Below are 17,632 nucleotides of genomic sequence, written 5' to 3'. Positions count from 1 at the left end.
CACACAACCACGCGGACCGAGAACGAACCGGTCCGCACGTCCCCGCGAACCCCGCGGGGGCCGCCCGCCACGAGGCTGGCGCACGAGAAGGAGCCTGCAGTGACCGAGCACGACCCGACCGAGAACGAGACCCAGGCCGCAGCGCTCCCCAAGCCACCGAAGCCGGGTCCGAAGCCCGGGATCCCGACCCCGGCAGCGCTGGGTAAGAAGCCGCACCCGCCGGTAGCCAAGCCCGCGGGCGAGGAGCACGCCGAGCCGGATTCCCCGGTTCCCGCGGCGAGCACGCAGCCGTCCCGCTGGGGGCGGGTGGACGCCGAGGGCGTGGTGTACGTGTTCGGTCCCGAGGGCGAGCACGAGGTCGGTTCCTGGCAGGCGGGATCACCGGAGGAAGGGCTCGCGCACTTCGCCCGCCGGTTCGACGATCTGCGCACCGAGGTCGAGCTGCTGCACGCGCGGGTCTCCTCGGGAAGCGGGGACACCAAGCAGGCGGCCACGAGCGCCCGGCATCTGCTCGACTCGCTCGCCGAGGCCGCCGTGGTCGGGGACATCGCCGCGCTGCGGGCCCGTATCGACGCTGTCCTCGCGCACGCCGAGGTCGAACAGCAGGAGGCCAAGCGGCATCGCGAGGTGGCCAGGGCCGAGGCCATCGCGCGCAAGGAGGAGCTGCTCACCGAGGCGGAGCGGATCGGGGCCGATTCCACCCAGTGGAAGGCCGACGGGGACCGGCTGCGCGCGATCCTCGACGAGTGGAAGACCGTCAAGGGCGTCGACCGCAAGACCGACGACGCGCTGTGGAAGCGGTTCGCCAAGGCGCGCGAGTCGTTCAACCGGCGCCGCGGCGCGCACTTCGCCGAGCTCGACAAGCAGCGGGGCAGCGCCAAGCAGCGCAAGGCCGAACTGGTCGAGGAGGCCGAGGCGCTCGCCGACTCGACCGACTGGGGCGCGACGGCCGCGAAGTTCCGCGAGCTGATGAGCGAGTGGAAGGCCGCGGGCGCGGCGCACAAGAACGCCGAGGACGCGCTGTGGAAGCGGTTCCGCGCCGCGCAGGACACCTTCTTCGGCGCGCGCAGCCAGGCGTTCTCCGAGCGGGACGCGGAGTTCGCGGAGAACGCCAAGCACAAGGAGGAACTGCTCACCGAAGCCGAGTCGATCGACCCGCAGCACGGTCTCGACGCGGCCAAGGCGGCGCTGCGCAAACTGCAGGAACGCTGGGACTCGATCGGCAAGGTGCCACGGGACCGGATGCGCGAGCTGGAGAACCGGTTCAAGGCCGTCGAGGAGCGGGTCCGCTCGGCCGAGCAGGCCTCGTGGCGGCGCACCGATCCGGAGGCGCAGGCGCGCGCCGAGCAGTTCGCCGAACGAGTCGCCCAGTTCGAGGAACAGGCCCGCAAGGCACGCGCGGCCGGTGACGAGCGGCGCGCGCGCAAGGCCGAGGAGCAGGCCGCCCAGTGGCGGGAGTGGCTGACCACCGCGCAGAATGCGGTGGCCGACCGTTAACCGGTGTCGTCCCGGCGGCGGGGATCGTCCGGGCGCCGTGCCCAGGTGATGCCCGCCCACAGCACGGCGAGCACGATCACCGCGATGAGCGCGATGATCTGGCCGGGACCCGGCCCCGGACCCGCCGCCTTGGTGGCGCTGGTCTGCTGGGACCACACCGCCAGTGCCCCGGCGACCACCGCGAGGTCACAACCGAGCGAGGTCACCCAGGCCGCCCCGTAGCGGCGCATGGCGAGCGCGAGCAGCGAGCCGCCCGCGCCGAACACGAGCGCGAGCACCAGGAACACGGTCGGCACGATGCCCGCCGCGCCGAAGACGCTGTCCTCCCCGGAGAGCACCTGCCAGCCGTAGCGTCCGGAGACGAACGGCAGTGCGACCGAGACGAGCAGCACGAGCACGGCGACCGCGATGAACAGCGCCCGCGGTCCCGGATCGAACTGGTGCCGGGTCCGTTCACCGACCTCGTCGATCTCCTTGCCGAGCCGGTCCAGTGCCTGGTCGTCGTTCATCGCCCGCATCCCTGGATCTGGGGCATCGGTTCGGGCCTGCCGAAGGAGGGCAGGCCGAGGCTGACGCCATCGGTTTTCGGCCGTTTGCCGAGTTCGCTGTTGTCCCCCGCCCTGGTGCGCCGGTGACCGAGCGGCGCATGGTCGGCGATCAGGTGATGCGGCGCGGCCTTGTCCACCCGCACCTCGACCACATCGCCGGCGCGCACGGCGGCTCCGTCCGGGTTGAAGTGCACCAGCCGCCCGTCCCTCGCCCGGCCGCTCATCCGGTGGGTCGCGCCGTCCTTGCGGCCCTCCCCGTCGGCGACCAGGAGCTCGAGCGTGCTGCCGACCAGCTTGTGGTTCTCCGCGAGCGAGATCTCGTCCTGCAGCGCGGTCAGCCGCTGGTAGCGCTCCGCGACGACCTCCGGGGGCACCTGGCCGGGCAGCTCCGCGGCCGGGGTTCCGGGACGTTTCGAGTACTGGAAGGTGAACGCCTTGGCGAACCGGGCCTGCCGCACCACCTCGAGGGTGGCCTCGAAGTCCTCCTCGGTCTCACCCGGGAAGCCGACGATGATGTCCGTGGTCAGGGCCGCGTCCGGCATCGCGTCCCGCACCTTGTCCACGATGGACAGGTACCGCGCGGAGCGGTAGGAGCGGCGCATCGCGCGCAGCACGGAGTCCGAACCGGACTGCAACGGCATGTGCAGCTGGTGGCAGACGTTCGGGGTCTCGGCCATCGCCGCGATCACGTCGTCGGTGAAGTCCCGCGGATGCGGCGAGGTGAACCGCACCCGCTCGAGTCCGTCGATCTCCCCGCAGGAGCGCAGCAGCTTGGCGAAGGCGTAGCGGTCCCCGAACTCGACCCCGTAGGCGTTCACGTTCTGCCCGAGCAGGGTCACCTCGAGCACGCCCTCGTCCACGAGCGCGCCGACCTCGGCAAGGATCTCCCCCGGCCGCCGGTCCACCTCCTTGCCGCGCAGCGAGGGTACGATGCAGAAGGTGCAGGTGTTGTTGCAGCCGACCGAGATGGACACCCAGCCCGAGTACGCCGAGTCACGCCTGGCCGGCAGCGTGGAGGGGAACACCTCGAGCGATTCGGCGATCTCCACCTGCGCGGTCTCGTTGTGCCGCGCCCGTTCGAGCAGGGTGGGCAGCGAGCCGATGTTGTGCGTGCCGAACACCACGTCCACCCACGGGGCGCGGCGCACGATCTCGCCGCGGTCCTTCTGCGCGAGGCAGCCGCCGACGGCGATCTGCATGCCCGGGCGCTCCCGCTTGTGCGGGGCGAGGTGGCCGAGGTTGCCGTAGAGCTTGTTGTCCGCGTTCTCCCGTACCGCGCAGGTGTTGAGCACGACGACGTCCGGGTCCGTGTCGCTGGCCACGTACCCCGCGCTCTCCAGCATCCCGGCGAGCCGCTCGGAGTCGTGCACGTTCATCTGGCACCCGTACGTCTTGATCTGGTAGGTACGCACCTGTTTCCCTTTTCCCGTGTGCCTGCCCTCTCCAGGGTAGAACCCGCGGACAGCCGACCGAGGACAGGAGGGGGCGATCAGGTGAGCGGTGGCGGCCCACTCGGACGGCGGGCGTTCCTGCTGGGGACCGCGGGCACGCTCGGCGCGGCCGCGGGATGCGGGTCCCGGTTCGCCGGAACCCGGCTGCGCTTCGCCGTCGGTCCCGAGGGCGGGCTCTGGGCCCGGTTCGCCGCGCTGCTCGCCGGACAGTGGCGGCGCCGGCTCGACCTGCCGACCCCAGCGATGCTGTCCTCCCCCGGCGCCTATCCATCGGTGCGATTGCTCGCCTCGGGTCGCCCCGATCTGGCCATGCAGAGCTCCGACCTGCTGGAACAAGCGCACCAGGACCGGATCCGGTTCGCCGAGCGGCCGCTTGCCCTCGGGCGGATGTACAGCGATGTCGCCCAGGTTTTCGTGCCCGCGCAGGCGCCGTACCGGCGACTGACGGACCTGCGCGGCAAACGGGTGTGCACCTCGATCCCGAACCAGCGGCCCATCCCGGTCACCGCGCGGGCACTCGCGGCGGCGGGCCTGGTGGACGGGGAGTCCTTCACCGCGGTCTCGCTACCGTTGCGGCAGGTGCTCGACGCGCTGTTCAGCGGTGAGATCGACGCGCTGTGCGCCGTGGACGGGCTCCCGCTGCCCGCCGCCGAACAGGCGAGCAGGCGGCATCCGCTGCGCGTCCTCGATCTCGGGAACATCACCGAACGGCTGCTCAGCGGGCCCAGCCTGTACCAGCCGTTCACCGTGCCCGCCGGGACCTACGGACCCGGCCAGCCCCGGGTGGAGTCGGTCCAGGTGCCGAACTATCTGCTCGCCTCGGAACGGATGCCGGACGAACTGGCCGCCGCACTGCTCGACGCGCTCTTCGAGGGACGTTCGGACATCACGGCCCGGATGCCGATGGCCGCCGCACTGGACAAGACCACAGCCGTGGACACCGGAACGGTCCCGCTCCATCCGGGCGCGGTGTCGTACTACCGCTCGACCAAGGACTGATCTCCGGAAGCGGGCAGCGTCAGCCGCACCACCAGTCCCCCCTCGGCGCGGTTGCGCACCTCGATGGTGCCCTGGGACCGGCGCACCAGCCGTTCCACGATCGCGAGCCCGAGCCCGGACCCGGCCACGTTCTGGTCCCTGCGGGAGCGCCAGAACCGGTCGGTGGCCCGTTCGAGTTCCCCCGCCCGCAGTCCGGGGCCGTGGTCGCGCACCTCGATGACCACTACCGCGGCCTCGGGCCCGGACTCCTCCCAGGCGGCGAGTTCCACCTCGGTACCCGGTTCGGTGAACTTCACCGCGTTGTCCAGCAGCGCGTCCAGCGCGATGTCCAGGCCGTCCCGGTGCACCCGCACGCTTGCCTCGGTGGCACACGAACCGCGCAGGTTCACCGAGCTCGCCTGTGCCGCGGCGCGCCAGGCCGCGATCCGGGCCTCGAACACGGCGCCGACCCGGACCGGTTCCGGGGTGCCGGAGTCCTGTTCGGCGCGGGCCATCACGAGCAGATCGTCGAGGGTCCTGCTCAGCCGTTCGATCTCGGCGGCCGCCGCGTCCGCGGCGGGCAGGTCCTCCTCGGGCAGCGCCTCGCGCATGGCGACCAGCCGCAGCTGCAGCGCGGTCAGGGGGTTGCGCAGCTGGTGCGAGGCATCGGCGACGAACTCACGCTGCGCGTGCATGGCCTTGGCCAGGGCCTCGGCCATGGTGAACACCGAGTCGGCGAGCCTGCGCAACTCCGGTGGGCCGCCGCCGACCCCGGTGTCCGAGAGCGGGCGCCCGGCCAGCACGGCGGCGGTGTACTCCACGGTCGCCGCGTCCATCCGCCGGACCGGGCGCAGGAACCACCGGGCGAGCGGGATCGAGAGAAGCTCCGCGATACCCAGGAACAGCAGCCCGCCGAGCAGGATGAGCAGCCAGTAACGCAGCACGTGCATGCGCGCCGGATAGGTCGGCGACTCCATGATCACCGCGCCCCGGGGCTCACCGTCGACGAGGACCCGCTCCGAGGTGCGGAAGGTGCGCGGGGACCAGGGCGTGATCAGCTCTTCGTCCCGGTGGGTGTTCCCGGCGACCGCCTCGTCGAACGCGGTGCGCACCTCGGGGTCGTCGAGGCGGATCCCGCCCCCGGAGGCGACCAGCTTGTACTCGATGTCCACGACCGCGACCCGGATCCCGTAGACCTCACGGAAGCGGTCCATGCTCGACCGGAGCAGCGCCGGACGGTTCGCGTACAGTGCCCGCGCGGCCTCGGAGGCGAACCGCTCGGTATCGGTGGCCCGGTCGAGGAAGAGCCGCTGCCCCGTCGAGTAGGACACGACCGTGCCGAGCGGTATGCCGAGCGCGATCACGATCAGCCCGCCGAGCAGCATGAAGATGGCGACCAACCGGGTTCGCACGGCTACTCAAGGTACTCTGCGGACAACCGGTACCCCACACCGCGTACCGTCTGGATGAAGGTGGGCAGATCCAGTTTCGTGCGCAGCGTGGCGATGTGCACGTCCAGCGTTCGGTGCGCGCCCGGCCAGCTCCGTCCCCACACCTGCGCGAGGATCCGCTCCCGTGAGCACACCGCCCCCTGGGCCCGCACGATCAGTGCGAGGATCTGGAATTCCTTGCGGGACAAGGTGATCGGCCTCCCGTGCACCCGCACCTCGTGCCGCTCCACGTCCACCTCGACCGCCCCGCCCGCGAACCGCACCAGTGCCGCGGGCGCGGCGCCGGAGGTCCGCGGTTCGGCGCGCCGGGAGACCGCTTCGATGCGTGCCACGAGCTCGCCGACGTCGTACGGCTTGACCAGGTAGTCGTCCGCGCCCGACTGCAGCGCGTTGATCCGGTCGCCGACCTCGGCACGCGCGGAGACCACGATGATCACCACCGATGACCGGGCCCGGATCCGGCGGCACAGTTCGAAACCGTCGACATCGGGCAGCCCCAGATCGAGCAGCACCACATCGAACTGCGCGGCCAGGCTGGCGGCCCATTTCCCCGAGTCGAGCCGGCCCAGTTCGAACCCCCGTTTGGTGAGCACCGGCATCAGTGCGTCCGCCACCCGGTCATCGTCCTCGACCAAGAGCACCCGCACCAGATACCTCCCCCGGGGTCACTCCTCGTGGTTAGTCTCATCCTCACAGACGTGTCCAGTATCCTGCGGCATCCGGCTGATTACGGTAGGTTAGCCACTCGGTGGTGTGATCGAGTTGCAACCAGGGGCCCGCGCCGCTGCGCTTTACGAACCCGGGCGCGACCGCTAGGTTTCGTCCCCGGACAGAGGGGAAGAACCCTGATCCTCCCTGGCCACACCCCCGATACGGCAGCTCCGACACGAGCCGGTGCCAGCAAGCGAGTAGGAGATTCGATGACGGCTGCCCCCGACGCGCCGCCAATGATCAAGTTCGCCGGTGTTGACAAGCACTTCGGCGACCTGCATGTGCTCAAGGACATCAACCTCGAGATACCGTCCGGTCAGGTCGTCGTGGTCATCGGTCCCTCCGGCTCCGGGAAGTCGACGCTGTGTCGCACGGTGAACCGGCTCGAGCCGATCGACTCCGGCCTGATCGAGGTCGACGGGAACCGCCTTCCCGAGGAGGGCAAGGCGCTCGCCGCGCTGCGCTCCGAGGTGGGCATGGTGTTCCAGTCGTTCAATCTCTTCGCGCACAAGACGATCGTGGAGAACGTGACCCTGGGGCCGGTCAAGGTGCGCAAGACGGCCGCCGAGCAGGCCCGCAAGACCGCGATGGAACTGCTCGACCGGGTCGGCATCGCCAATCAGGCGGAGAAGTACCCCGCGCAGCTCTCCGGCGGCCAGCAGCAGCGCGCCGCGATCGCCCGCGCGCTGGCCATGCGCCCGAAGGTGATGATGTTCGACGAGCCGACCTCCGCGCTCGACCCGGAGATGGTCAACGAGGTGCTCGACGTGATGACCGGGCTGGCCGAGGACGGCATGACGATGCTCGTCGTCACCCACGAAATGGGCTTCGCGCGCAAGGCCGCGCACCGCGTGGTGTTCATGGCCGACGGCGAGATCGTCGAGGACACCTCCCCCGAGGAATTCTTCACCGCGCCGAGCTCCGACCGCGCCAAGGACTTCCTCGGCAAAATCCTGCACCACTAGCGATCCCCCGAATCGGCCGAAAACCGGCCAGCGACAAGGAGCAACCCCATGAGAATCCGCAATATCGCCACGGCAACCCTGGTCGGCGGGCTTGCCCTCTCACTCGCCGCCTGCGGTAAACCGGGTGCCCCCGGCCAGGGCGGCGAAGGCGGTAAGAGCACCATCGAGCCGCCGCCGCAGATGCAGGTGGCCAAGGACGTGAACATCACCGGCTCGCCCACCTTCGACCGGATCAAGCAGAACGGCAAGATCACCATCGGGGTCAAGGACGACCAGCCGGGCCTTGGTTACAAGGACTCGGTGAGCCAGAAGTTCACCGGTTTCGACATCGACATCGCGAACTACCTGGCCGCTCAGCTCGGCTACGGGCCGGACAAGATCGTCTACAAGCAGGTGCAGTCCGCGGGCCGGGAAGCCGCCATCAGCAACGGCGACGTCGACTTCTACGTCGGTACCTACACCATCAACGACAAGCGCAAGCAGCAGGTCAGCTTCGCCGGTCCGTACTTCGTCGCGGGCCAGGACCTGTTGGTGCGCAAGGACGACAACAGCATCAAGGGTCCGGAGTCGCTGAAGGACAAGACGGTCTGCTCGGCGAAGGGGTCCACGCCGATCCAGAACGTCAAGGAGAAGAACCTCGCCAAGGAGGTCCGTGAACAGGACAAGTACTCCGACTGCGTGAAGATGCTGCAGAACAAGCAGGTGGACGCGGTCACCACGGACGACGCCATCCTCAAGGGGTACGCCGCCCAGCAGTCGAACCTGTTCAAGGTGGTCGGCAAGACGTTCACCAAGGAGCCCTACGGGGTCGGCCTGAACAAGGACGACAAGGTGCTGCGCGGGAAGCTGGACGACTACCTGCAGAAGGCGCTGGACGACGGGGACTGGCAGAAGTTCTACGACGGCACCCTCGGCAAGTCCGGCTCGCCCGCTCCGCAGAAGCCGACCATCGAACGGTACTGATTCGTCGTCGATGAATGTTCTCACCGATAACCTCGACGTCTACGGCAGTGCGTTACTGAACACCGTGCTGCTGTTCGTGTTCTCGGCGATCGGCGCGCTGATTCTCGGGGGAATCCTCGCGATCATGCGCGTCTCGCCGGTTCCCGTACTGCGCGGGTTCGGGACCGTGTTCGTCACCATCGTGATCAACACGCCGCTCACGGTCCTGTTCCTGCTGTTCCTGTTCGGGCTGCCGGTGCTGCAGATCGCCAATATCGATCCGTTCGTGTCCGCGGTGATCGCGCTGATCGTCTACACCGCCCCGTTCATCTGCGAGGTGATCCGGTCCGGGATCAACACCGTGGATCTCGGACAGGCGGAGGCTGCCCGCGCCGTCGGGCTCTCCTTCGGCCAGTCGCTGGCGAACATCGTGCTGCCCCAGGCGATCCGTTCGGTGGTACCGCCGTTGATCAACCAGCTCAACGCGCTGCTGAAGAACACCACGGTCGCGGCCGGGTTCTCGGTCAGCGAGCTCGGTCTGGTGTACACCACGCTCAACGAGCGCGGGTACAACACGATGATCGCGCTGTGCTGGGTGGCGCTGGCGTTCATCATCCTGGTCACGCCGCTGCTGGTCACCCAGCGAGTGCTGGAGAAACGATGGAGGGTTGCGCGATGAGTGCAAGCGTGCTCACCGATCTGCCCGGCCCCAAGGCGCGGGCACGGCATGCCCTGTACGGCGTGATCGGCACGATCGTCATCCTCGGCATCCTCGGGTTCGTCATCTACCGGCTGGCGGCCAGCGGACAGTTCGATCCGGAACTGTGGAGCTGGCTGGAGTACCAGCAGATTCAGCTCGGGATCCTGTCCGCGCTGCTGACCACGCTCGAGGCATTCGCGGTCGGAGCGGTGCTGGCCCTGGTGTTCGGCGCGCTGCTCGCGGCGGGGCGGCTCTCCGAGCATCGGTGGGTACGGATCCCGGCGAGCTTCATCGTGGAACTGTTCCGGGCGATCCCGCTGCTCGTGCTGATGTTCATGTTCTACTTCGGGTTCAACAGCTTCGGAGCGGGTTTCAGTCCGTTCGTCGCGGTCGTGGTGAGCCTGATGCTCTACAACGGTTCGGTGCTGGCCGAGATCTTCCGGGCCGGGATCCTCGCGGTGCCGCACGGGCAGTCCGAGGCGGCGTACGCACTCGGTATGCGCAAGACCCGGGTGATGCTGCTGATCCTGCTCCCGCAGGCGCTGCGCGCGATGCTGCCCACGATCATCAGCCAGCTGGTGGTGCTACTCAAGGACACCGCACTCGGTTCGCTCGTGCTGTTCCAGGAGCTGCTCTACTACTTCCGCCAGGCCATCGGCGGGCAGCTCGAGTTCGGGCAGCCCGCGGTGCCCTCGGCGATCTCGGTGGCCGCGATCTATGTCGTGATGTGCCTGCTGCTGTCCTGGCTGGCCACCTACCTGGAGAAGCGCAACCGGCGCAGCAAGAAGCGCGTGGTCCTGGAGGGCCCGGAAGCCGAACAGGTCGAGCAGATCGCCCTCGCCTCGGGAACCGAGGTCAGCGGCGGAATCCAGCACGACAAGAAGCAGTGACCGCTTCGCTGCCGCGTCCTGCGGGGCGCGGCAGCGAGGTCAGCGCTTGTCCCGGCGGAACAGTTTGTTGCCCAGCCACACGATCGGATCGTATTTGCGGTCGGCGACGCGTTCCTTCATCGGGATGAGCGCGTTGTCGGTGATGTGGATGCCCTCGGGGCACACCTCGGTGCAGCACTTGGTGATGTTGCAGTAGCCGAGCCCGTGCTCTTCCTGTGCCGCGGGGACCCGGTCGGCCGCGTCGAGCGGATGCATCTCCAGCTCGGCGACCCGCATCAGGAACCGCGGCCCGGCGAACGAGCGCTTGTTGTCCTCGTGATCGCGCACCACGTGGCAGGTGTTCTGGCACAGGAAACATTCGATGCACTTGCGGAACTCCTGGGAGCGCTGCACATCGACCTGCGCCATGCGGTACTCGCCCGCGGCCACCCCCTCCGGCGGGGTGAACGAGGGGACCTCACGGGCCTTCTCGTAGTTGAACGACACATCGGTGACCAGATCGCGGATCACCGGGAAGGTCCGCATCGGGGTGACGGTGATGGTCTCGTCCTCGGTGAAGGTGGACATCCGGGTCATGCACATCAACCGGGGATGACCGTTGATCTCCGCCGAACACGAACCGCACTTGCCCGCCTTGCAGTTCCACCGCACGGCGAGGTCCGGGGCCTGGGTGGCCTGCAGCCGGTGGATGATGTCCAGCACCACCTCACCCTCGTTGACCTCGACGGTGAAATCGCACAGCTGACCGGATTCCGCGTCGCCGCGCCAGACCTTGAACCGCGCATCGTAGGCCATGTCACTCCTTCCCGGTGGTCGCGCCGGTAGCGAGCCCGGTGAGTTCTTCCTCGGTGAAGTACTTCTGCAGTTCCTCGTACTCGAACAGCTCGAGCAGGTCCGTGCGCATCGGGACCTGATCGGCCTTGTGCAGCCGTACCCCTTCCCCGGTGTAGAGACACCGGATGAGCTGGTTGCGCCAGGGTGCGCGCATTCCCGGATAGTCCTCCCGGGTGTGCCCTCCCCTGCTCTCGGTGCGTTCGAGTGCCGCGCGCGCCACGCATTCGCTGACCAGCAGCATGTTGCGCAGATCGAGCGCGAGATGCCAGCCGGGGTTGAACTCGCGCACCCCGCTCACGGACACGCCGGCGACGCGCTGCTTGAAGGTCTCGAGTTTTCCGACCGCGTCGGCGATCTCGGCCTCGGTGCGGATGATCCCGACGAGCTCGTTCATCGTCTGTTGCAGCTCGGCGTGCACGGTGTAGGGATTCTCCCCCTGTTCGGCGGTCAGCGGGGCGAGCGCACGCTCCATCGCCGCATCCACCTCGGCCTGGGGAATCCCGGTGTGCCCGGCCCCGGATTCGACGTAGTTCGCCGCGCCGAGTCCCGCCCTGCGGCCGAACACGAGCAGATCGGAAAGGGAGTTGCCGCCGAGCCGGTTCGAACCGTGCATCCCGCCGGAGCACTCCCCCGCGGCGAACAGGCCGCGGACCCCGGCCGCCGCCCCGGAATCGGGATCCACCTCGATCCCGCCCATCACGTAGTGGCAGGTGGGCCCGACCTCCATCGGTTCGGCGGTGATGTCCACATCCGCGAGTTCCTTGAACTGGTGGTACATCGAGGGCAGCCGCCGTTTGATCTCCTCGGCCGACATCCGGCTCGCGATGTCCAGGAACACCCCGCCGTGCGGGGACCCCCGGCCGGCCTTCACTTCGGCGTTGATCGCGCGGGCCACCTCATCGCGCGGGAGCAGATCCGGGGTGCGGCGGTTCGCGTTCTGGTCGGCGTACCAGCGATCCGCCTCCTCCTCGCTCTCCGCGTACTGCCCCTTGAACACCTCGGGCACGTAGTCGAACATGAACCGCTTGCCCTCGGCGTTGCGCAGCACTCCGCCGTCCCCGCGCACGCCCTCGGTGACCAGGATCCCCTTCACCGATGGCGGCCACACCATGCCGGTCGGGTGGAACTGCACGAACTCCATGTTGATCAGCGAGGCGCCCGCCCGCGCGGCCAGCGCGTGCCCGTCCCCGGTGTACTCCCAGGAGTTCGATGTCACCTGGAAGGATTTGCCGATGCCGCCGGTGGCGAGCACGATCGAGGGCGCTTCGAACACCACGAACCGGCCGGACTCGCGCCAGTACGCCAGCGCCCCGGTCACCCGGTCCCCTTCGGTGAACAGCTCGGTGACCGTACATTCCGCGAACACCTTGATGTTGGCCTCGTAGTCGCCGGTAGCCGCGTGGTCTTCCTGTTGCAGCGAAACGACTTTCTGCTGCATCGTGCGGATCAGTTCGAGCCCGGTGCGGTCCCCGACGTGCGCGAGCCTCGGGTAGGTGTGCCCGCCGAAGTTGCGCTGGCTGATCCGCCCGTCGGCGGTGCGATCGAACAGCGCGCCGTAGGTTTCCAGCTCCCACACCCGGTCGGGCGCCTCCTTGGCGTGCAGCTCGGCCATCCGCCAGTTGTTCAGGAACTTCCCGCCGCGCATGGTGTCGCGGAAATGCACCTGCCAGTTGTCGTTGTCGTTGACATTGCCCATCGAGGCCGCGCAGCCACCTTCGGCCATCACGGTGTGTGCCTTGCCGAACAACGACTTGCACACCACGGCGACCCGGTGCCCGCGCTGGCGTGCCTCGATGACCGCGCGCAGGCCAGCTCCGCCCGCGCCGATCACGACGACGTCGTAGGGCAGTCGTTCGACCTCTGCCACGAGAACTCCTTGTCGTCCGGAATCGGGATCCGGTCCGTTCAGCCGACGAATCGGGGATCGGGAAACGCGCCCGCGGAAACGAGCATCACGTACAAATCGGCCAGGATGAGGGTCCCGATGGTGATCCAGGCGAATTGCATATGGCGCGTGTTCAGCTTCGAAACCTGAGTCCACAACCAATAGCGGACCGGGTGTTTCGAGAAATGCCGCAATCGCCCGCCCGTGGCATGCCTGCAGGAATGACAGGAAAGCGTGTACGCCCACAACATGACGACGTTCAGCAGCAGAATCAGGTTACCGAGGCCGAATCCGAATCCGCTCGGGGAATGGAAGGCCATGATCGCGTCGTAGGTGTTCAGCAGGGCGAGCAGGGCCGCGACGTAGAAGAAGTAGCGGTGCACGTTCTGCACGATCAGCGGGAACCGGGTCTCACCGGTGTACTTGGCACGCGGCTCGGCGACCGCGCAGGCCGGCGGCGAGAACCACACCGAACGGTAGTAAGCCTTGCGGTAGTAGTAGCAGGTCAGCCGGAACACGAGCAGGAAGGGAAGCGCGATGATCCCGTACGGCAGCCAGCCCGGGAATTCGCCGAACCAGGTGCCGAGATGCTGCGATCCGGGAGCACACGAGGCCGTGGTGCACGGCGAATAGAACGGCGTCAGATAGTGGTAGGCGGGAACCCAGTAATACGCGCCCATGAAAGCGCGCACGCCCGCGTAGATCACGAACACCGCGAGCCCGGCCACGGTCAGGGTCGGTTGCAACCACCATCGATCGGTTCGCAGTGTCTTTCCGGGTAGCTGGGCCCGCCCCGCGCGTTCCGCGGATTCGGGTAACGGTGCACTCGGCGTCTCCGACACGTTTGCGGTCATCGCGGCACCACTGAATTCTTCATTGAATTCCGTCCCGTTTCACCGGTTTTATCGATGCTAGTACGCACCAATCGGTTAAGTATCCCCCACCGTCCTTGGTGGGGGAATACCGAACCATACCCAGTTGCCGCCCGCGAAGCTACTTGACCCTGCTGCCTCCGACACCCTCGTCGTCCGCGTCGGCCCAGAGGTCCGGGTCGTACGGGGTGTCGGAGATACGGACCCGTTCCTGCTCGGGAACCGGGCGCACCCGGCCGCGCGGTCCGGCCACTTCGCTGGCGTCGATGTCGAGGCGTTCGAGATCGTTATAGAGCCTGCGCACCCCAGGCGAGTCGCCGAGCTGACTGCGCAAACTGCCCACACAAGCCCGGAGTTGACCGATCGTCTCGTGCAGTCTGGTGATGTCCGTGCTCGACATAACCCACTCCTCCCGCTGGTCCATCGCCGGCCACCACGTCGTGCCCGGCGGCTGGTGTCTGTGACTGTGCCTTGCCACCGTCGTTGTGACAAGTAACACATCGTAGATCAAGACTGTGCTATCCATCACAGTACCCGCAGGAGTGCGAAGTGTGTGTTTCCCGCTTCGCCGAACGTGCGCCTAGTCGATCTCTTCGGCATCGGCCAGGTTCGCGGCCCGGTCACCGAGTTCCTCGCGAACGATGCGGTACGCGGTTCCGGCCGGGTACCCCTTGCGCGCGAGGGCCCCGACGAGGCGGCGCTGCAGTTTCACCGTCTCCTCCGGGGTCGCGGCGACCCCGGAGGAACCGCGCAGCTTCTTGCGCACGATCTCCCGCGCGCGCTGCTGCTCCTCGTCCTCGCCGATCTGCCCGGCCGCCTCCGCCGCGAGCTCGGCGTCGATACCGCGCTGCTGGAGTTCGGCACGCACGGCACTACGGGCCAGGCCGGACCCGGCGTGCCGGGAGCGCGCCCAGCTCTCCGCGAAGGCGGCATCGTCGACGAGTCCGGCCTTCTCGAACTTGGCGAGCACATCCGTGACCGTGTCCTCGTCGATCCCCTTGCGCAGCAGGGCATCCCGGAGTTCCTTGGTGCTGCGCTGACGTGTGGCGAGCAGGCGATAGCAGGTGTCCCGCGCGGCCGCGTAGGGATCGAGGATCTCCTTCTTGCCCGCCACGGATCAGAAGTCGACGGGAGCGGGCTCGGTCTCGTCGGCGTCGAGCTGGGCGCCGATCCCGAGTGCTTCCTTGATCTTCTTCTCCACCTCGTCGGCGATGTCCGGGTTCTCCTTGAGGAACTTGCGGGCGTTCTCCTTGCCCTGCCCGAGCTGGTCTCCCTCGTAGGTGTACCAGGCACCGGACTTGCGCAGGATGCCCTGCTCGACCCCCATGTCGATCAGCGAACCCTCGCGGGAAACACCGTGCCCGTAGAGGATGTCGAACTCGGCCTGCTTGAACGGCGGGGCCACCTTGTTCTTGACCACCTTGACCCTGGTGCGGTTGCCGACCGGCTCCCCGCCGTCCTTGAGGGTCTCGATCCGGCGCACGTCGAGCCGCACCGAGGCGTAGAACTTCAGTGCCTTACCACCGGTGGTGGTCTCCGGGCTGCCGAACATGACGCCGACCTTCTCGCGCAGCTGGTTGATGAAGACCGCGGTGGTGCCCGAGTTGTTCAGCGCACCGGTGATCTTGCGCAGCGCCTGGCTCATCAGCCGAGCCTGCAGACCGACGTGCGAGTCCCCCATCTCGCCCTCGATCTCCGCGCGGGGTACGAGCGCGGCGACCGAGTCGATGACCAGGATGTCCAGTGCGCCGGAGCGGATCAGCATGTCCGCGATCTCCAGCGCCTGTTCCCCGGTGTCCGGCTGGGAGACCAGCAGCGCATCGGTGTCCACGCCGAGCTTCTTGGCGTACTCCGGGTCGAGCGCGTGCTCGGCGTCCACGAACGCCGCGATCCCGCCCGCGGCCTGCGCGTTGGCCACCGCGTGCAGCGCGACGGTCGTCTTACCGGAGGATTCCGGTCCGTATACCTCGACGACCCGCCCGCGCGGGAGGCCGCCGATACCGAGCGCCACGTCGAGCGCGATGGCTCCGGTCGGGATGACCTCGACGGGGGCTTTGCTTCCCTCGCCGAGCCGCATGACCGAGCCCTTGCCGTACTGCTTCTCGATCTGCGACATCGCGAGGTCGAGCGCTTTGCCCTTGTCGGGTGCTGCCGGTGCCATGGTGAGCCACCACCTGCCTTGTCCGAGGTCTGTTCTGTTCCGGTTCGTGCTGTCGTGCCCAAGCTACGACCAAGGACCGACAATCCAAGGGCGGCCCGCGAATCTGTGGATACCGGGTACCGCTGTGGACAACACAATAGACGAACACCTGTTCGAAGCGAACAGGACACGCCGATGAGGTTGCGCGGGTCGCCGAGTCGAACCGGGTACCGGAACGAAACCCGCCGACGACGGAGGTCCCCATGCCCGCGAACACCCCGGTCACCGAACTGGACCGGCGCTACAGCGATCCCGGCAGCACGGCGGTGAGCTGGCCGGACGCGCTCGAACACCTGCACAGGAGCACGCTGGCCCGACTGTCCACCGTACGCGGGGACGGCCGTCCGCACGTGACCCCGGTGCTGTTCGTGCTGCGGGACGGGGCCGCGCATTTCGCGACCGGGCCGGAGGAGCAGAAGGCCCGCAATCTGGCCGTCAATCCGCACTGCGTGCTCACCGTCGGCGGCGGGGACTTCGAGAGCGGGTTCGACGTCATGCTGAACGGCCCCGCGGAGCGGGTGACCGGGCACGGGTTGCTGTGCTCGCTCGCCGAGGACTACGTGGCGAAGTACGGCGAGGACTGGCGGTTCACGGTGCGCGAAGGGGCGTTCCGGCATCCCGGCGACGGCGTGGCCGAGGTGTACCGGATCGGCACGGAGACCGCGTACGGATTCGGCAGGGGCATCGCGAGCCACACGCGCTGGCGCTGGTGAGCGGGAAATTCCGTTGCCGCGCGGACCGGTTCCTGCTGCGGTGAGCCCATGGACACCGCAGCGGTACTCGCCGAGTTCGATGCCCGGTTGCGCCTCGATCCGGCGCTCGAGCAGCCCGGGGACCGGGTCGAGCGCACCGCGCACACGGTCCGCTATCTGCCCGCGCAGGCCCCGCCGGCGGTGCTGTACTACGACGGCGGCGGGGACCCCGGGAAGGTGATCGCCGGGGAGGCGCGCTGGCTCGCCGAACACGGCGGCGAGTGGAAGTACTACTCCCACGACCGGCCCGTGGATCTGCCCGAGCGGTTGCGCGCGGCCGGATTGCGCGCCGAGGAGCCCGAGGCCTTCATGCTGGCCGAGACCGAACTGCTGGCCCCGTACACCCCGGCCGGGGTGGAAATCCGTGCCGTCACCGAGGAAACCGGATACGAACGGCTGCTTTCCGTGCAGCGGGGCGCATTCGGCCACACCCGGCACGCCGCGATGCGCGAGCGGCTGCTGGCCGGGGTGCGTGCCGGGAACCTGGCCCTGGTGCTCGCGCTGGTGGACGGGGAACCGGCGTGCGGTGGCCGGATCGAATTCCACGCGGGCACCGGATTCGCGAGCCTGTGGGGCGGCGGGACACTTCCGGGATTCCGCGGCCGCGGGGCGTATCGGGCACTCGTCGCGCACCGGGCCGCCCTTGCCGCGGCACGTGGCTACCGCTATCTGTACTCGGACTGTTCCCCGGATTCCGAACCGATCCTCGCGCGCACCGGGTTCACCCGGCTGGCCACGACGATCCCGTTCACGATCTAGCGGCGTTCCTTGGGGATGGCGAAGGTCTCGCACACCGTGCGCCACACCTGTTTCGGGTCGTAACCGTTGTCCAGGGCCTGATCGATGGTGCGACCACCGAGTTCGGCGAACACGTGCGAATCGGCGAGCAGCTCCGCGCGCGCGGTGCCGAATTCGCCTGCCATCAATCCCCGGAAGACCGTCATCCTCATCGGATA

Annotated in this window: 19 protein-coding genes; 8 read left to right on the top strand and 11 right to left on the bottom strand. The window is 68.3% G+C overall.

Going from position 1 to position 17,632, the window contains the following annotated elements:
- The first annotated feature begins 99 nt into the window (after positions 1-99).
- Complete coding sequence (locus AD72_RS09860; protein ID WP_082468834.1) at positions 100-1,497, top strand: DUF349 domain-containing protein; 1,398 nt, start codon at positions 100-102, stop codon at positions 1,495-1,497.
- Here the strand turns inward: AD72_RS09860 and AD72_RS09855 are convergent.
- The gene (locus AD72_RS09855; RefSeq protein ID WP_156365120.1) at positions 1,494-2,006 is read right to left on the bottom strand and encodes an Rv2732c family membrane protein; all 513 of its coding nucleotides are present in this window, start codon (positions 2,004-2,006) and stop codon (positions 1,494-1,496) included. The two genes, AD72_RS09860 and AD72_RS09855, sit on opposite strands and share 4 nt — an antisense overlap.
- Positions 2,003-3,457 (bottom strand): tRNA (N6-isopentenyl adenosine(37)-C2)-methylthiotransferase MiaB, encoded by a 1,455-nt coding sequence (miaB, locus tag AD72_RS09850; RefSeq protein ID WP_031466139.1) that lies wholly within the window; start codon positions 3,455-3,457, stop codon positions 2,003-2,005. The genes AD72_RS09855 and miaB overlap by 4 nt, the downstream gene beginning before the upstream one ends.
- An 81-nt stretch (positions 3,458-3,538) precedes the next feature.
- Between miaB and AD72_RS09845 the strand changes: the two genes are divergently transcribed.
- A complete protein-coding gene (locus tag AD72_RS09845) occupies positions 3,539-4,495 on the top strand; it encodes a TAXI family TRAP transporter solute-binding subunit (RefSeq protein WP_031466138.1) in 957 nt (318 codons plus the stop codon).
- On the opposite strand, the gene AD72_RS09840 is transcribed toward AD72_RS09845, so the two are convergent.
- Together AD72_RS09840 and AD72_RS09835 are read right to left on the bottom strand one after the other, a co-directional pair.
- A complete protein-coding gene (locus AD72_RS09840; RefSeq protein WP_031466137.1) occupies positions 4,474-5,886 on the bottom strand; it encodes a sensor histidine kinase in 1,413 nt (470 codons plus the stop codon). The two genes, AD72_RS09845 and AD72_RS09840, sit on opposite strands and share 22 nt — an antisense overlap.
- A gap of 2 nt (positions 5,887-5,888) precedes the next feature.
- Positions 5,889-6,572, bottom strand: coding sequence for a response regulator transcription factor (locus AD72_RS09835; protein WP_031466136.1), 684 nt, complete (start codon positions 6,570-6,572; stop codon positions 5,889-5,891).
- A 300-nt stretch (positions 6,573-6,872) separates the two neighbouring features.
- Between AD72_RS09835 and AD72_RS09830 the strand changes: the two genes are divergently transcribed.
- Genes AD72_RS09830 through AD72_RS09815 form a run of 4 tightly spaced genes read left to right on the top strand, consistent with a single transcriptional unit; the run spans position 6,873 to position 10,133 of the window.
- Complete coding sequence (locus AD72_RS09830; protein ID WP_197284916.1) at positions 6,873-7,601, top strand: amino acid ABC transporter ATP-binding protein; 729 nt, start codon at positions 6,873-6,875, stop codon at positions 7,599-7,601.
- Positions 7,602-7,649: 48 nt separating this feature from the next.
- Positions 7,650-8,564, top strand: a complete 915-nt coding sequence (locus AD72_RS09825; protein WP_031466134.1) for a glutamate ABC transporter substrate-binding protein — start codon at positions 7,650-7,652, stop codon at positions 8,562-8,564.
- Between the two features lie 10 nt (positions 8,565-8,574).
- The gene (locus tag AD72_RS09820) at positions 8,575-9,222 is read left to right on the top strand and encodes an amino acid ABC transporter permease (protein ID WP_031466133.1); all 648 of its coding nucleotides are present in this window, start codon (positions 8,575-8,577) and stop codon (positions 9,220-9,222) included.
- Complete coding sequence (locus tag AD72_RS09815) at positions 9,219-10,133, top strand: amino acid ABC transporter permease (protein WP_037345267.1); 915 nt, start codon at positions 9,219-9,221, stop codon at positions 10,131-10,133. Before AD72_RS09820 ends, AD72_RS09815 begins: the two co-directional genes overlap by 4 nt.
- Positions 10,134-10,172: 39 nt before the next feature.
- Here the strand turns inward: AD72_RS09815 and AD72_RS09810 are convergent, their stop codons facing one another.
- From AD72_RS09810 to recA, 6 genes are all read right to left on the bottom strand, one after another.
- On the bottom strand, positions 10,173-10,928 hold the full coding sequence (locus tag AD72_RS09810; protein WP_031466131.1) for a succinate dehydrogenase/fumarate reductase iron-sulfur subunit: 756 nt from the start codon (positions 10,926-10,928) through the stop codon (positions 10,173-10,175).
- Between the two features lies 1 nt (position 10,929).
- Entirely contained in the window at positions 10,930-12,834 is a 1,905-nt protein-coding gene (locus tag AD72_RS09805) for a fumarate reductase/succinate dehydrogenase flavoprotein subunit (protein ID WP_031466130.1), read from the bottom strand.
- 38 nt (positions 12,835-12,872) lie between these two features.
- On the bottom strand, positions 12,873-13,706 hold the full coding sequence (locus AD72_RS09800) for a hypothetical protein (RefSeq protein ID WP_031466129.1): 834 nt from the start codon (positions 13,704-13,706) through the stop codon (positions 12,873-12,875).
- A 139-nt stretch (positions 13,707-13,845) separates the two neighbouring features.
- Positions 13,846-14,124 (bottom strand): hypothetical protein, encoded by a 279-nt coding sequence (locus AD72_RS09795; protein ID WP_031466128.1) that lies wholly within the window; start codon positions 14,122-14,124, stop codon positions 13,846-13,848.
- Positions 14,125-14,304: 180 nt separating this feature from the next.
- Complete coding sequence (locus AD72_RS09790; protein ID WP_051898354.1) at positions 14,305-14,838, bottom strand: regulatory protein RecX; 534 nt, start codon at positions 14,836-14,838, stop codon at positions 14,305-14,307.
- A gap of 3 nt (positions 14,839-14,841) precedes the next feature.
- Complete coding sequence (gene recA / locus AD72_RS09785) at positions 14,842-15,885, bottom strand: recombinase RecA (RefSeq protein WP_031466126.1); 1,044 nt, start codon at positions 15,883-15,885, stop codon at positions 14,842-14,844.
- A gap of 242 nt (positions 15,886-16,127) precedes the next feature.
- Here recA and AD72_RS09780 point away from each other — a divergent pair, with 242 nt between their 5' ends.
- Together AD72_RS09780 and AD72_RS09775 are read left to right on the top strand one after the other, a co-directional pair.
- The gene (locus AD72_RS09780; protein ID WP_031466125.1) at positions 16,128-16,637 is read left to right on the top strand and encodes a pyridoxamine 5'-phosphate oxidase family protein; all 510 of its coding nucleotides are present in this window, start codon (positions 16,128-16,130) and stop codon (positions 16,635-16,637) included.
- 48 nt (positions 16,638-16,685) lie between these two features.
- A complete protein-coding gene (locus tag AD72_RS09775) occupies positions 16,686-17,435 on the top strand; it encodes a GNAT family N-acetyltransferase (protein ID WP_031466124.1) in 750 nt (249 codons plus the stop codon).
- On the opposite strand, the gene AD72_RS09770 is transcribed toward AD72_RS09775, so the two are convergent.
- On the bottom strand, positions 17,432-17,626 hold the full coding sequence (locus AD72_RS09770; protein WP_026196818.1) for a DUF3046 domain-containing protein: 195 nt from the start codon (positions 17,624-17,626) through the stop codon (positions 17,432-17,434). The genes AD72_RS09775 and AD72_RS09770 overlap by 4 nt on opposite strands.
- Positions 17,627-17,632 lie beyond the last annotated feature (6 nt).

This window comes from Sciscionella sediminilitoris (genome assembly GCF_000737195.2).
GTDB lineage: Bacteria > Actinomycetota > Actinomycetes > Mycobacteriales > Pseudonocardiaceae > Sciscionella > Sciscionella sediminilitoris.
The sequence above is the reverse complement of the archived record's forward strand: the minus strand, read 5'-3'. Positions and strand labels throughout refer to the sequence as shown.